Origin of the sequence: Halodesulfovibrio sp. (genome assembly GCF_025210605.1) — a bacterium.
Taxonomy (GTDB): domain Bacteria; phylum Desulfobacterota; class Desulfovibrionia; order Desulfovibrionales; family Desulfovibrionaceae; genus Halodesulfovibrio.
This window is the reverse complement of record NZ_JAOARI010000023.1, coordinates 34,602-49,630: the sequence shown is the minus strand read 5'-3', so window position 1 is coordinate 49,630 and position 15,029 is coordinate 34,602. Positions and strand designations below refer to the sequence as shown.

Below are 15,029 nucleotides of genomic sequence, written 5' to 3'. Positions count from 1 at the left end.
TTTGAGGCGACATGGCCAAGCGGTAAGGCAGAGGTCTGCAAAATCTCCATTCTCCGGTTCAAATCCGGATGTCGCCTCCACTCAAGAGCGGGAATAACTCAGTGGTAGAGTACAACCTTGCCAAGGTTGGAGTCGCGAGTTCAAATCTCGTTTCCCGCTCCATTTTAAAATTAAATTTTCTCTTTTGAGGCGACATGGCCAAGCGGTAAGGCAGAGGTCTGCAAAATCTCCATTCTCCGGTTCAAATCCGGATGTCGCCTCCATTCAAAAGCGGGAATAACTCAGTGGTAGAGTACAACCTTGCCAAGGTTGGAGTCGCGAGTTCAAATCTCGTTTCCCGCTCCAAATGCATTTAAGCCGATTCATTGAATCGGCTTTTTTTGCGTCTACAGTTTACTTTCCTCTGCCCTCTTGCCTTCGCAGATGAATTTATAGTCTCGGATCAAACAACATCTTCATAAAAAAATCCCCTGTACTGAACTGGTACAGAGGATTTTTTTATATTGATGCTAGGCAACAGGGCTGCCGAAACGCATAATGCCATCAAGCAAGCCCACGCGCTTTATTGAAGTACTTTTCTCGAACTTTGTCGAATACAAGTGCTGTCCGGAAACACGAAAGGACAATTGCAAAAATCGAGAACCCGAGAATCAATTGTTTCTGGATACTCCACTTTTCTTTAAAGAGTAGTCCAGTTGCCCATTCCATGCCGGATTGCTCTCCATAAAACATCGTCAGAGGCAACGCGACAACAATAATGCACATAAACACAACTTCAATCCAGAAGAAGGTACGGGACATAATAAGCATAAATAATGTTGAGTCCCTAACAACTTTCAAAAACTTAAGACGCTTTTCAAGCTTTTCAAGTCGTTTTTCCTCTGTATCAGCAACAATCTGTGCCTTTTTAAAAATATCTGCGACCTGAAAATGTGTCTTCAACGCCCACGAGATATTTGCAGCGCATAAATTGTAGTTTTTATTAAACTCAACAAGAGCACGCGGGAACGGAAACCATGCTGCCTCTTCCCTAATATATCGCAGCCTCTCTCGCTGATCCTGAAATCTGTTCTTCAGTGTTGCGGTTTCTTTCGTAATATACCGCTCTAAATCTTTTGCCAGCCCTTTGCACCCCTGAAGGATAATCATGAAAGAGACATAGTTTTTTACATCACTGGCAGCAGTCATCCTATCAATCCGCTTCATGCTTTTGACAAAAAACGGACTCCCTTCATCAAACCATTCATGCACTTCTTTTTTTAGCCTGCCAAGCTCATCAACCGCTTTTTCAACCTGATTCTCCGCTTCAATCCAAGGGTGATATAACGCTGACAAAACCTGAATGTGTCCACGTTCCATCTCAGGATCAATCAATACCCTGTTGAAATAGTGCGGAGTCTCTTTCACAAGAGAAATGAGCGAAGCCATTGCCTGCTCTGCAAAGCCGATTTTTACCTGACATACAGATTTTCGGTACTGTGCATCATGCATGGTTGGGCACATGCGCAACACACGGCTGTACAATTCAGAAGCTTTTTGGAACTGCGAGGTGTATTCAAGTAGACGAGCTTGCAAGAACACACAATACGCTTGCTTCATCATAGTTGTAGAAAGAATTTCAGCCTCTTTCCACATCATCATTGCTTTATGGTCATCTCCGCGTTCCATAGCAACAAAACCGGCGAGCATGCGTGGTCTGGCATCACGCGGAGCACGAATCGCAAGGTTAGCAAGTTCCTTGTCTGCCACCAGCAAATCACCTGCGAGCATGCAGCTAAGAGTGCTCCACACTGGGTTTTCATCACGCGGTACGACCTCTTCAAGACCTTTTGCAAAATCTTTTCCCCGACACAACCACATGTGCTGCATCATGCGCAATTGTGAAATCTCGTTCACACCATACACGGCATTCAGCAAAACACCGTCATAACTTTTTGAAGCCTGAATTTTTTGCAATCCTTCAGGATCTTTTGTTCCAAGGGTTGCTTCAATAGTTTCAAAACCTTTGTTGAACTCTTCAAAACCCAACGAGGCGAGTTCGCTCCACACCTTCGGCGTAAGTTTTGTTAAAGAACGAGTCGGGCATTGCGGTGATGTGTGCGACCGCATACCACAATAAAAACAATGGTCATGGTTACCAGCAGTAAGATGCTTTGAAGTTCGAATCGGGAGCATGCCACTTTCTTCGGAATGATCGACAGCCATTGTGACTTTGCACCAGTCATCAACGCTGTTTGCATCTAACGAGAAGTTTACATCATGCACTTCAAAAGCACGCCCGAGCAAGTAACCGGAACGGAAGCTCATATGTGGAAAGTCAGGAACAAGCTGGTTCCAATCAAGCCCCATTCTTTTGGGAAGATCAGGCGTAAAATTGACGCCGCGCTTATTGGTTACCGCCACAACAGCAGGCCAATATAAGTCGCGGTCTGTAGCTTTCAGCTCATCGACCAGCGCCAGATGCTCGCGTGTCCATTGCCGGAGCATCTGCAAGTTTTCTAAATGAAAAACCAGATACGAATCCTGAACAAGGAACTTAATATTAACCCGTTCAAATAACTTTTTAATCTCGCCGGAATAATTTCGCCAGCCCTCAAGAAAATTTTTCTCCATTGTATTGCCAAGAGGTTTAATAACCCCATACCACCCTAATGTGGATTGATATGGCAATCGTGGGTCAACAATAAGAGATACCCATTCTACGGGAGCCAAACCGGAACGAGATTCTTCCGGCTTAAATGTCAGTCCAGGCAAACCGTTGCCATCACCACGGCATTTCGGATGTATCCAAATCTGGCACGTATCCGGTACAATAATAGACTGGGCAGTGAGTGTTGGGTCTAACGAAAACGAAATTTCACGTTTTGGGCTGAACAACAACTTTGCAGGAACAATTTGCGCATACAGTTGGAGCGTATTGAATTTTGCCCATACATTTAATCTGGCAGCAGCCAAAAAAACGTCTGAACTAAAGAAGAACCATAATGCTTGGTCTCTATCCACTTCTACCTGCAATCCACCGTAGTCCTGCAATGTTTGCACTACTGCCGGATTAAGTTCACCATTCCAGTTAATCCACATTCCGTAACCAGTGGCTACCATTCGGGATTCCTGAAACATTGGAAGTTTCTTGAGCAAGTTTGATAAATGAGGCATATCTACCTTTCACCATTACTTTTGGGAGGACTTATGGACATTACCAGAACTCTGGCTGAACTAAAAAAAGACCCGGGTTTTGCCGAAAATGTCGGCATGACACTTATTCATAACGGCACTGTACGCGGCTGGTCTCGCAAAAACAGGCAAGAAGTCCAAGCTATCCGTGTTCGTCATGATTACGATAAAATTGAAAGCATCCGTAAAGAACTTGAACAAAATGAAGGTATTTACCGAATCATCACAGAGGCATATGAAGGTGATTTCAAACCCGGTGATGATGTAATGTACCTTATTGTTGCTGGCGACATTCGCGAGAATGTAAAAGCAACACTCGCTGAACTGCTTGATAGAATCAAATCAGAGGCAGTAACAAAAGAAGAAATTTTTGCCTAATTACTCTTCGGCATTTTTCTTTTTTTCTCTAGCGAAACCTTCAGCCATTTGTCTGGCTGGCATATTTTGCCCAATACAGTACTTTGTAAATATTTTTGCAATATTTATTCCAATAAAAAACGGTCTGCATTTTATTTGCAGACCGTTTTTTCATGCTAACCAGCTATATTATTTATTCTTGTGATCGCACTCTGTTGCAGATTGCGGACAATGCATATTAAGCACGCCCCTCAAAGCTATTTCCAGTTCTGCCACATTCATAGATTCAAATTGTCGCAAATCATTAAACTTTTTCTGCATACAAAAAACATCAACCATGCATCGCAGTGCCTCAGCATCATCCGGCAAAAGCTTACTTTCTGATACTGTTTCTGCATAGCTGCGCAAAAATACTCCACCTGCGTGTCTGCGCCATACCTCAGCCCATATTTCCAATTTTTCTTTGTCTTCAGATCGAATAAACGACGCATCATACAATACTCGCAGTACGGTATCCTGTAATGAGTCCAGCACATCAACCACATCTCGTAGACCACTGTCTTTTAGCCTGCGGGCAGTAAACGAGCGGTACTTCTGCCCTTCAAAATTTACAAAAAGGAAATCTTTACCCGTATAAAAAATCCTGCGTAAATGTAGGCTGCCATGAAGTCGTATTTTTTTACAATTGTAGCGATGTTCAAGAAATTGCTTCGCATCACTCAGTAGCTTTTGTTTACGCTCCAGCACTTGATCGACCAGCGGAATAACATGACTGCTCAACTTCCCTCTGTTGCGATGTAGGCGCTCCATGGTGCGTTTCATAACGCTCTGGACACTTTGATAAACAGAACGGGCATACAGCTTGGAATACGCTTCTGGAGAAAAATGCTTTCCTGAATTCTTTCTCGCCAATGCCAGATGCATTTCACCCAGCCTTTTCCCCAGCAGGGTGAACACAGTCACATCAGCATCTGTCAACACTTCTGCGTTGTTCAAATCTGGGCGTTCAAATGCAATCTCATACACATCGGCGTCCAGCTCCTCTGGAGCCTTCTCTATCGTACTATCAATAGTCAACCGCTCTTCATAAAATCGCGTAATACTATCTACGACCATCTGCATTACATCAGATTCAGAATGCGTATATTGACTGTACGCCCCTATATAATGTTCATCACCACGTTCACATACATATTTAACTGCCCCAAAATACCGCGGCACATTAGGGAAATGGCAGTTAACGGACAGATGCTCCAACATTTCAGCATCAGGATTAATGCCATCGCTTAACCTTCGGTACATCCGAAAGAACAAGTCATCCCCACAGATAACAGCACTGGATTCAGGATAATCTTTCCACCATCCAAGACAATGTTTGAACACAGGCAATCTGCGTCTATCCTGCAATACAGTAAAGACACCGTTTCTACCGGAAACAGACTTCACCTGTTTATATAGCGAAATAAAAGAATCGCAGCTCCAGCCCTCTATAAAACCTTCCACTAGTGCAGCTTCTTCGCCTTCATTAGTCACAACACAGATTAACTCAGACGTTCGAGCTGTAATGATATCCGTCGCGGCTGCGCCTTCTACCCTACTGACAAACAATGTGTATAGCTCTGGCGGTTTTTGCATAAAACGAATTTCTACAACAAGAAGCCAGCACTGCTCTGTTTCGCTGCCAAACGGCAAAGCCTCACGGATGGAGATTTCCCGCAATATTGCATTACTGCCAATAATTTTATTCCTTCGAATAAAGTACGCTGGTAGCACACCTTCAAGTCCGCTTCTGAAGTCTTCGTCAAACATATTAACTGTTGTGGAAGATTCGATAGTCGGAACCACTTCGGACCGCGCTACTTCCTCATCGACGTTCCTATGTAAAATGAACATGAAATAACCATGCGGGTTCAATGTAAGGTCATACATTGCCGTCCGCACCATAGGAAATTTCGTGTGCGACATAAGTTCAATAGGCTCACACCCTTCATAGCCCGAAAGGTCTAGTGAGGCTGCCTGTGGAAAACGTGATAAATTGCAGACAATCAAAATATTCTGCTCATTGTAAGAACGAATAAACGCCAGAACTCTATGATTATCCGGCATCAAAAAAGACACAGAGCCTCGTGCAAATGCAGGATATTTTTTCCGCATTGCAATTATCCCTTTCAGCCACCAGAACAAAGATGATTTACTGCATTGCGCGGTTTCTACATTAATGGCCTCATAATGATATTCAGGGTCAATAATTACAGGTAAAAAAAGACTTTGCGGATTGGCTCTGGAAAAACCTGCATTTCGGTCTGCACTCCACTGCATCGGCGTACGAACCCCGTTGCGATCACCAAGATAGTAATTATCGCCCATGCATATTTCATCACCATAATACAATACCGGAGTTCCCGGCATGGAGAACAGCATTACATTCATCAACTCTATCTTACGCCGATCATTTCCCAAAAGCGGCGCAAGCCTGCGACGGATGCCAAGATTGATCCTGCTCTTGGGGTCACGCGCGTACATTCGGTACATATAGTCGCGCTCTTCATCCGTTACCATCTCAAGCGTCAGTTCATCATGGTTGCGTAAAAAAATCGCCCATTGTGCATTTTCCGGTATCGACGGAGTTTGTTCTAAAATATCAATAATAGGATATCTGTCTTCCATTTCAATTGACATAAACATGCGAGGCATCAACGGAAAATGGAAAGACATATGGCAGGCATCCCCATCGCCAAAATATCTTGCAGCATCTTCCGGCCATTGGTTTGCCTCCGCAAGGAGCATGCGTCCCGTATATCGTTCATCCAAGCGGGCACGGAGTTTTTTCAAAAATGCAAATGTCTTTGGTAAATTTTCGCAATTTGTCCCTTCTTCTTCATAAAGATAGGGAACAGCATCGAGCCGCACACCATCCACGCCCATTTTAAACCAAAAGTCGAATACCTTAAACACGGCTTTGTGCACCTGCGGGTTCTCATAATTCAAATCCGGCTGATGATGATAAAACCTATGCCAGTAGTACGCCTTAGCAACAGGGTCCCAGCTCCAATTAGAAGGCTCGAAATCCTTGAAAATTATTCGTGCATCAGAATACTTATCCGGAGTATCACTCCAGACGTAAAAATTCCTATGAGAAGAACCGGCAGGAGCTAGGCGTGCACGTTTAAACCATTCATGCTGGTCTGATGTATGATTTAAAACCAGCTCAATAATAACGCGCAAATCACGTTTGTGTGCTTCGCGGATAAGCTTTTTTATATCTGGAATTGTCCCGTAGTCGGGATTAACATTCATGTAATCTTGAATATCATAGCCGTCATCCCGCAACGGTGACGGAAAGAAAGGCAACAACCAGATGGCGGTGACTCCCAAATCTTGCAGATAGTCAAGCTTGTCTACAACCCCCTGAATATCCCCTTTACCGCTACCATTAGAGTCGTAAAACGATTTAATGTGCAGCTCGTAAATAATCGCATCTTTGTACCATGTAACATTTTCAGCATCAGAGACTGTTTTTTTGGGCATAGGACGTCCTGCGGTTTGGTGGTCGAGAATCAATCCACCATACCAAGGAGCCGTCAAGGATGTAATGCGATTATATTGCCACTCTGCTTTTAATAAAAAAGGCTGCCCTTCATTACAAAGGACAGCCTTTCTTTTTACTATACGGATTCTTCAGCTTGAAGCATCAAGCTTCAAGCCGCATGATAAAGCACTCAGACCTAAAATGCACCAAGCCCTTTGAGCAGTACAATAAATACAAGAATCGGAGTGACCCATTTTACAAGGAAGAACCAAGCTTTGAGTACACCTTCGTTGGCAATAGCACCACCATTGCTAAGGCATTCTTTAGAGCGTTCCCAACCCCATACCCAGCCTACGAACAGGCAGATAAACGCGCCACCAGTTGGCAGGAGAATATTTGAGCTGAGGAAGTCATAGAGATCGAAGAAGTTTTTGCCAAAAAACGTAACATCCGCAAACGTGCTGAATGACAATGTTGCAGGCACACCGCAAAGCCCGATACCGAGAGCAACAGCAATTGTTGCAACTTTACGGGAACAGGAAGGGATAGTTTCAATAAGAAATGCTACAGGTACTTCGAACAGGGAACACATAGCGCCGATAGTGGCAACGGATGTGAGCACGAAGAACAATGTCATGAAAAGCTGTCCAGCAGGAAGCGCGCTGAATACAGCTGGCATTGTCATGAATACCAGACCCGGACCTGCTGTAGGCTCCAAGCCGTAGTTGAATACAGCCGGGAAAATAGCGATACCTGCAAGCATAGAAACGGTAAGGTCTGCAAGCATTACTCGCATAGTCGTTTTCGGAATGTCTGCTTCATCAAGGAAGTAACTACCGTAGGTCATCATAGTGCCCATGCCGAGAGAAAGCTTGAAGAATGCAAGCCCCATAGCATTGAGTACAACTTCTACAGTAATCTTGGAAAAATCAGGTGCAAAAAGAAAAGCAAGACCTTTGCTGGCATCTGGCAGCATAAGAGAGCGCACACAGATTGCACACAGCATGAGGAACAGCACTGGCATCAAAATTTTTGTTGTTTTTTCAATACCTTTAGAAACACCAGCGATGAGAATAAATGCAACAAGAGCAAGTACAAACCACTGCCATGCTAATGAACCGAAAGGATCAGAAACCATGGAGCCGAATGCTGCTTCACCTACAGATTTGTCAAGACCGTTCAGTTGACCGGAAGCCGCTTTTACAACAAAGGCAAAAACCCATCCTGCTACGTCTGTGTAGAACGCCATGATACAAAAAGCAGCCAGAACACCAGCACAACCAACGAGGAACCACGGTGAACCAGGAGCAATTTTGTGCCATGTACCAATGGCATTCTGCCGAGCCTTACGACCAAGCATAATTTCACTAATCATTACAGGGAGTCCGACCACAAGCGTCGCAAGCAAATATACGATCAGGAAAGCAGCACCGCCGCCTTCGCCTGTCATGTACGGGAATTTCCAAATGTTACCAAGGCCAACTGCTGAGCCTAATGTCGCAGTGAGAACACCAAGAGCAGTGGCGAACCCATCACGATTTTTCACAGGAGACGTCATTTTCCACCTCAACAAGTTTTACAGTTTTGTTATTTCTTGTCCCCGTTGTAGTTCGCAACGCTGTTGCATTCAAGTCTTTTTACTCACATTAGGCATTCCAATTTGTCATACCTGACAACTGGCAGTAGTAACTTGAGAAATACTTCATACAGTTACAGCATTTCTTCAAATTTGTAGAGCGAGTAATTCTCACACTCCCCCACATGAACACTGTAGTAGAAATGTATTATAACTACAGAAAGTAGATGGTATACGGCAAAAGCATGTTTTTTCTTTATTACTTCTCATCCCTACATGGTATTAACACTGATATGCAGGCAATACAGCATCCAACAAAAGACCATAAAAAAAGAGAGCCTGTTCAGCGTACTGAAAAGACTCTCTAACATTACCCCGGATTGACCGTTACCGATGAGACCTTGCAAAATCCTTTAATTAAAGGATATGGCAGCCGCCGTCAGGAGCAACTCAATCCCCTTTGGTGACAACGGCAAGGTGCCTGCATGTGATAGTATTGATTCTGCCTATGTATCAAAGGCTGACGAATCATCCAGGAAATTCTATTATTTCGCGCGGGCACGAGCCTCAGCGCGTATTTCTTCTTTTGCATCAGGCCAGAGCCATTCTGCCCAGCCCATTGGTGTTTCTCGCAATGGAGTAACAGTAAGGATACGTTCTTCTTCGTTCTCCTTGCCTTTAGTTACTACACTTACTTGAACAGGAACGCCAGCTTTTTTTGCTTTTGGAGAATACGATGCTGCCCAAGCTGCTGCATCTGCAATCACCTCATCAGACCACGGTGCTCCCTCAAACTGGCGACCAATTGAAATAGGTCCAGGGAAATCAACCACCTTAAAAACAAGGTCTGTATCCAGCTTTATCTTAAGAAGGGATTCGTTGTCCATCTGATTTCTACCGACAGCCATCCAATGCTTGCCAGACCAGTACTGACGTCCAACATTAGCTAATTTAAAATCGGCAACAGAAGGTTTTGGTGAATACTTAAGCACAGGCCAGTACCGCCGACCATTTTCGCGCTCTGTCAATCTACAGCCGCCCCCCGGAGAAGGAATTTCCGTAAAGCCGTAGTGCTCTGCAAGCCTAAGTTGCTCTTTACGACCTCGCCCGAAGAGTCCAAGCAGCTTGTCGCGCTGAACAAGTCCGGACTCTTCCATCGGAGTCGGATCGAGACACAGCGCACATAAAGGACGAAGCAGCACTGACTGCACGTCTGCATCACGCTTAATAACATTAAGAGTGTCTCTACGCTGCGACATAGGGCGCTGCCCTATCACTTCGCCGGAAATGATAAATTTGGCACCATATTTACCCATTAACTCATGGGCTTTTCTGAGCATCAAAATTTTGCAGTCTACACACGGATTCAGCGTTTTACCGAATCCATGCACAGGACGCTCAACCATCATACGCACATATTCTTCGGAAACATCAACTGCGTCGATTTCCATGCCGTATAATTTTTCCCAACGGCGTACCAAATGAGGTTTACCAAAAAACGGAGTTACAAAATGCAACCCTTTAACCCTAAGCCCCTGATCCTGTATAACCTTTACAGCAAGCAGAGAATCCAGTCCGCCGGATAATAATGCCACGGCGTCATATTGCTTCGTTACCTTTTCCATGCACGCCAAATAAGGCTCATTAGATAGAAAAGCAAGGCTAGTTTTGCTCTGCAAAAGCTATTATACTGATTTAATGAATAAAGATTTTCGAATGTTACTTTTTTTGATATTCTGTATTTCCTACTGTACCTAATTCTACGTTGCACTTTTTTGAAGATTGCCCCTGATTCAGCGATTTGCTATTCACCATGAGCGCTCCCCAAAAAACACTTTCCTGTACGGAGATTAAAAAAATGGCTACTAAATCCGCAATGAGTCCGGAAGACATGCGTCGTGAGGCTCTTAGCACAGCAATGAGCACTATTCAGCGAAAATACGGACAAGGCTCCGTAATGAAGCTGAATGATGATGCACATGTCGCAATTCCTGTTATTCCAACCGGCTCAATCACACTCGATCTCGCATTGGGCATCGGCGGTATTCCTAAAGGTCGCGTAACAGAAATTTATGGTCCGGAATCTTCCGGTAAAACCACCCTTGCGCTGCATGCCATTGCTCAGTGCCAGAAGCAGGGCGGAACAGCTGCTTTTATTGATGCAGAGCATGCTCTTGACCCTACATATGCACGCCGCCTTGGTGTAGACACTGAAGCATTACTTATTTCGCAGCCAGACTACGGCGAGCAGGCTCTCGACATTGCAGATATGCTTGTACGCTCCGGTGCTGTTGATATTATTGTTATCGACTCCGTTGCTGCGCTCATTCCGCAGTCCGAACTGGAAGGCAACATGGGTGAAACACAGGTAGGCAGTCAGGCTCGCCTTATGTCCCATGCTTTGCGTAAGCTTACCGGCACAATCCATAAATCCAGCGTAAGTGTTATCTTCATTAACCAGATTCGTATGAAGATCGGCACAATGGGATACGGCAATCCGGAAACAACCACTGGCGGTAACGCACTTAAATTCTACTCTTCTATCCGTATTGACGTACGCCGCATCCAGTCCCTCAAAGACAAAGACGAAGTTTTCGGTAACCGCACACGCGCAAAAATCGTTAAAAACAAGGTTGCGCCGCCATTCCGCGAAGCTTTATTCGATATTTTATACGGAACTGGCATTTCCCGCACTGGCGAATTGCTTGATCTTGGTGTAGAACACGGCATAGTAGATAAAAGTGGTGCCTGGTATGCGTACGGCTCTGAACGATTAGGTCAGGGTAAGGAAAACGTTCGAGCGTTCTTGAACGAAAATGACGCAATCAGAGACCAGATTGAAAAGAAATTACTCACACATCTGGGCGTAATCGAGGAAGAGACTGAAGAGGCAAAGCCGGAACAGGCTGCTGCACCTGCCAAAAAATCTTCCAAAAAATAGCACCGCTTCTCATAGTTGAGAATAAAGTACGCCGCCCTGTTTTTTAAGGGCGGCGTTTCTTTTAACAATAAGCCGTTAATGATTTTCCAAGGGAGACGACACTGTGATTACCGCAAACGAAATTCGAGAGAAGTTTCTCAAGTTCTTTGAGGACAAGGGACACGAAATTGTTTCTTCTTCATCTCTTATTCCCGCTGATGACCCTACTCTGCTCTTCACTAACGCAGGCATGGTTCAGTTTAAAAAAACCTTCCTCGGTCAGGAAAAACGAGCGTATGTACGAGCCACTACTTCACAGAAGTGTCTGCGCGTAGGCGGCAAACATAACGACCTTGAAAACGTAGGTAGAACAGCGCGTCACCACACATTTTTTGAAATGCTCGGTAACTTCAGCTTTGGCGATTACTTCAAAAAAGATGCAATCCGCTACGCTTGGGAGTTTATTACAGAAGAACTCGGTCTTCCTAAAGAGAAACTCTACATTACCATCTACAACGATGATGACGAAGCAAAAGAGTTGTGGATTTCTGAAGCTGGAGTATCAGAAGATAGAATCTTCCGTCTCGGCGAAAAAGACAACTTCTGGTCAATGGGCGATACCGGCCCTTGCGGTCCTTGTACCGAAATCCATATCGATCAGGGCGAACACATGACCTGTGGCCCAGATTGCGGCATCGGTAAGTGTGACTGTGACCGATTCCTTGAAATCTGGAACCTCGTTTTCATGCAGTTCAACCAAGATGAACAAGGCGTTCGCACTCCGCTTCCTAAGCCGAACATTGATACCGGTATGGGTCTGGAACGTATTGCAGCGGTATGTCAGGGTGTATACTCCAACTACGATACCGACCTTTTCCTCGAATTCATCAATTTCACAGCTGACCTTGCAGGCGTGACCTACAAAAAAGACGGCGACGACGTAGATACTGCTCTTCGCGTTATCGCTGACCACAGCCGCGCCATTGCATTCATGATTAGCGACGGAATTCTTCCATCTAACGAAGGTCGTGGATACGTACTCCGCCGCCTTATCCGTCGTGCATACCGCTTTGGTCGCCTGATGGGTCTTTCCGGCTGCTACATCCACAAGTCCGTTGCTAAGGTTGTTGAAGTCATGGGTGAACACTACCCAGAACTTTGCGACAATGCAGACTTCATGGACCGTGTTGTCATCATGGAAGAAGAAGGCTTCAACAAAACGCTTGATAAAGGTCTTGCCCTGCTTGAAGACGAACTTCTTGCTGTTGAGAATACTGCTGAAAAAACACTCAAAGGCGAAACAGTATTTAAACTGTACGATACCTTCGGGTTCCCTATCGACATCATCAACGATATTGCGGAAAAACGTGGTATTGCTGTTGACGAAGAAGGTTTCAACACATTTATGGCAGAACAAAAACAGCGCGCTAAAGCTGCTTGGAAAGGCGCTGCTGGCGACACCCTTGCTGCACGATTCCAGTCTCTTCTTGAAGAAGGTCTGCGTAGCGAATTTGTAGGATACATTACTCTTGGTACAGAAAGCCGCATTGCAGTACTTATGAATGAAGATGCTGAAACCGTTGATTCACTCGCTGCTGGTCAAAAAGGCTACTTCGTATCCAGCAAGACTCCATTCTACGGTGAATCCGGCGGTCAGTCCGGCGACCACGGCGTTGTTTCTGCTGATTCCGGTGAAGCAAGAGTTCTCGATACTCTCAAGCCAAACGCAGAACTGACTGTGCATCACATTGAAGTTTCAGAAGGCACTATCCGCAATGAGCAGGCTGTAAACTTACAGGTAAGCGAAGAGTTACGCCTCGCCTCTGCACGTAACCACACCTGCACTCACTTGCTCCATGCTGCACTGCGCCGCGTACTTGGTGACCATGTGAAGCAGTCCGGCTCTCTGGTAACTCCAGATCGCCTGCGCTTCGACTTCACACACATTTCTGCTCTGACTCCAGAAGAAATTAAAGCAATTGAGCTGGATGTGAACGCAGCAATCATGGCAAACATTCCGCTTGATGTAGCTGAAATGGAATACGATAAAGCCGTTGAGAAAGGCGCTATGGCTCTCTTTGGTGAGAAATACGAAGATCAGGTTCGTGTTGTTGCTATCGGTGACAATTCAGTTGAGCTTTGCGGTGGTACTCACCTTTCCGCAACAGGTCAGGCTGGCTCCTTCTTTATCTTATCCGATGGCGGCGTTGCTGCTGGTATTCGCCGTATCGAAGCTGCAACGGGCTTCAATGCACTCAATCTTTCCCTTGGTAACCGTGAAGAACTGCAAGAAATTGCAAGCATGGTAAAAGGCAAAGCTGGCGATGTTGCAAACCGCGTTAAAGGCTTACAGCAGGAAAACCGCTCCTTACGTAAAGACATGGAAAAACTTGCTGCCAAAGCAGCTTCCAGTCAGGGCGGCGACCTGATGTCCAATGTTGCTGATATTAACGGCGTAAAAGTACTCGCAGCACGCGTTGACGTTCCTAACGTGAAAGCACTGCGTGACATCATGGATGACATTCGTTCTAAGCTCGGCTCCGGCATCGCATGTCTTGCAAGCGCAGACAGCGAAGGCAAAGTAACCTTGCTCGTGGCTGTGACTAAAGATCTCACTGACAAGTTCAAAGCTGGTCAGCTCATCGGTCAAATTGCAGGTGAAGTTGGCGGTAAAGGCGGTGGACGTCCTGATATGGCTCAAGCTGGCGGTAACAATGCTGACGGTATCAACGCAGCATTTGACAAACTTAAAGAGCTTGTACAGGGCTAACGCTTTTCATCACTAGCTTTGATAGCTAGTCATCAAATAAGCAAAGCGGACTTGAGAACATTCTCAAGTCCGCTTTTTCTATACTGGTGTGCCAGTTCGTATTGCTACAAAACATTTGCTCCGCCATTTTGATGATTAATAACAAACAACCATGTTCCATCAGGCTGTTTTTCTAATACATCAATGCTGCTGCTCAGTACTTCTTCCACCTTCCCGTCCGGTGTATTGTACACAGAACGATACTTTGATCGGAAAAGCACCGTATTTTCAGATTCAACTTGGTACACCGTTTCCAGCGACAAGGTTTCTACCATATCCACCATAATGGAAAACACCCTGCGAATGCTGCGCTGTCCGCTTACTTCCAGTTTTCCATCACGCAATACCAGCACAGCATCTTCAGAAAACATCGCACAAAGTTGATCTACATTTTTCTCATTTATCGCTTTTACAAATAATGTGTGCGCCATATCCGGATCTGTAATTTTCTCTAACTGAATCTCCGTATCCGTTGCACACACACTTACTGGTAACAGCAGCGACAGGATAAGAATACAGATTAATCTTTTCATACATTCTCCATACACAATTATTTCGGATGAGTAGCATAATTTTTATGTTCGATAGTACAGCCTGTTCTTATACTTAGATCGGCGCAATTATTACATTTGGCTTATCATTCCTTGCACAATGAAAAAGCCCG

Annotated in this window: 8 protein-coding genes and 4 tRNA genes; 7 read left to right on the top strand and 5 right to left on the bottom strand. The window is 45.0% G+C overall.

What is annotated here, in order from left to right:
• Window positions 1–5: 5 nt before the first annotated feature.
• The 4 genes from N4A56_RS09050 to N4A56_RS09035 all read left to right on the top strand — a co-directional run bounded on the left by N4A56_RS09050 (window position 6) and on the right by N4A56_RS09035 (window position 345).
• Window positions 6–80, top strand: a tRNA-Cys gene (locus N4A56_RS09050).
• 7 nt (window positions 81–87) lie between these two features.
• Window positions 88–162, top strand: a tRNA-Gly gene (locus tag N4A56_RS09045).
• A gap of 26 nt (window positions 163–188) precedes the next feature.
• Window positions 189–263, top strand: a tRNA-Cys gene (locus tag N4A56_RS09040).
• A gap of 7 nt (window positions 264–270) precedes the next feature.
• Window positions 271–345: transfer RNA gene (locus N4A56_RS09035), tRNA-Gly, on the top strand.
• Window positions 346–543: 198 nt separating this feature from the next.
• Here the strand turns inward: N4A56_RS09035 and N4A56_RS09030 are convergent.
• Window positions 544–3,156: a tetratricopeptide repeat protein gene (locus N4A56_RS09030; RefSeq protein WP_295546695.1), complete on the bottom strand. Its 2,613-nt coding sequence runs from the start codon at window positions 3,154–3,156 to the stop codon at window positions 544–546.
• 33 nt (window positions 3,157–3,189) lie between these two features.
• Here N4A56_RS09030 and N4A56_RS09025 point away from each other — a divergent pair, with 33 nt between their 5' ends.
• Complete coding sequence (locus N4A56_RS09025) at window positions 3,190–3,552, top strand: molybdenum cofactor biosynthesis protein MoaE (RefSeq protein ID WP_293668625.1); 363 nt, start codon at window positions 3,190–3,192, stop codon at window positions 3,550–3,552.
• 168 nt (window positions 3,553–3,720) lie between these two features.
• Here the strand turns inward: N4A56_RS09025 and treS are convergent, their stop codons facing one another.
• From treS to N4A56_RS09010, 3 genes are all read right to left on the bottom strand, one after another.
• On the bottom strand, window positions 3,721–7,059 hold the full coding sequence (gene treS, locus N4A56_RS09020) for a maltose alpha-D-glucosyltransferase (RefSeq protein ID WP_295546692.1): 3,339 nt from the start codon (window positions 7,057–7,059) through the stop codon (window positions 3,721–3,723).
• Window positions 7,060–7,256: 197 nt separating this feature from the next.
• Window positions 7,257–8,618, bottom strand: coding sequence for a sodium-dependent transporter (locus N4A56_RS09015; RefSeq protein WP_293668627.1), 1,362 nt, complete (start codon window positions 8,616–8,618; stop codon window positions 7,257–7,259).
• Window positions 8,619–9,181: 563 nt separating this feature from the next.
• Window positions 9,182–10,261 (bottom strand): tRNA(5-methylaminomethyl-2-thiouridylate) methyltransferase, encoded by a 1,080-nt coding sequence (locus N4A56_RS09010; RefSeq protein ID WP_295546688.1) that lies wholly within the window; start codon window positions 10,259–10,261, stop codon window positions 9,182–9,184.
• A gap of 233 nt (window positions 10,262–10,494) precedes the next feature.
• On the opposite strand from N4A56_RS09010, the gene recA reads away from it, so the two are divergent.
• Window positions 10,495–11,577 (top strand): recombinase RecA, encoded by a 1,083-nt coding sequence (gene recA, locus N4A56_RS09005; protein WP_295546687.1) that lies wholly within the window; start codon window positions 10,495–10,497, stop codon window positions 11,575–11,577.
• 103 nt (window positions 11,578–11,680) lie between these two features.
• A complete protein-coding gene (alaS, locus tag N4A56_RS09000) occupies window positions 11,681–14,326 on the top strand; it encodes an alanine--tRNA ligase (RefSeq protein ID WP_295546684.1) in 2,646 nt (881 codons plus the stop codon).
• Between the two features lie 104 nt (window positions 14,327–14,430).
• Here the strand turns inward: alaS and N4A56_RS08995 are convergent, their stop codons facing one another.
• Window positions 14,431–14,898: a nuclear transport factor 2 family protein gene (locus tag N4A56_RS08995; protein WP_295546682.1), complete on the bottom strand. Its 468-nt coding sequence runs from the start codon at window positions 14,896–14,898 to the stop codon at window positions 14,431–14,433.
• Window positions 14,899–15,029: the final 131 nt, after the last annotated feature.

Coding starts and splice junctions, on each gene's coding strand:
- N4A56_RS09030 (WP_295546695.1), bottom strand. CDS start 3,156: ATGCCTCATTTATCAAACTTGCTCAAGAAACTTCCAATGTTTCAGGAA.
- N4A56_RS09025 (WP_293668625.1), top strand. CDS start 3,190: ATGGACATTACCAGAACTCTGGCTGAACTAAAAAAAGACCCGGGTTTT.
- treS (WP_295546692.1), bottom strand. CDS start 7,059: ATGCCCAAAAAAACAGTCTCTGATGCTGAAAATGTTACATGGTACAAA.
- N4A56_RS09015 (WP_293668627.1), bottom strand. CDS start 8,618: ATGACGTCTCCTGTGAAAAATCGTGATGGGTTCGCCACTGCTCTTGGT.
- N4A56_RS09010 (WP_295546688.1), bottom strand. CDS start 10,261: ATGGAAAAGGTAACGAAGCAATATGACGCCGTGGCATTATTATCCGGC.
- recA (WP_295546687.1), top strand. CDS start 10,495: ATGGCTACTAAATCCGCAATGAGTCCGGAAGACATGCGTCGTGAGGCT.
- N4A56_RS08995 (WP_295546682.1), bottom strand. CDS start 14,898: ATGAAAAGATTAATCTGTATTCTTATCCTGTCGCTGCTGTTACCAGTA.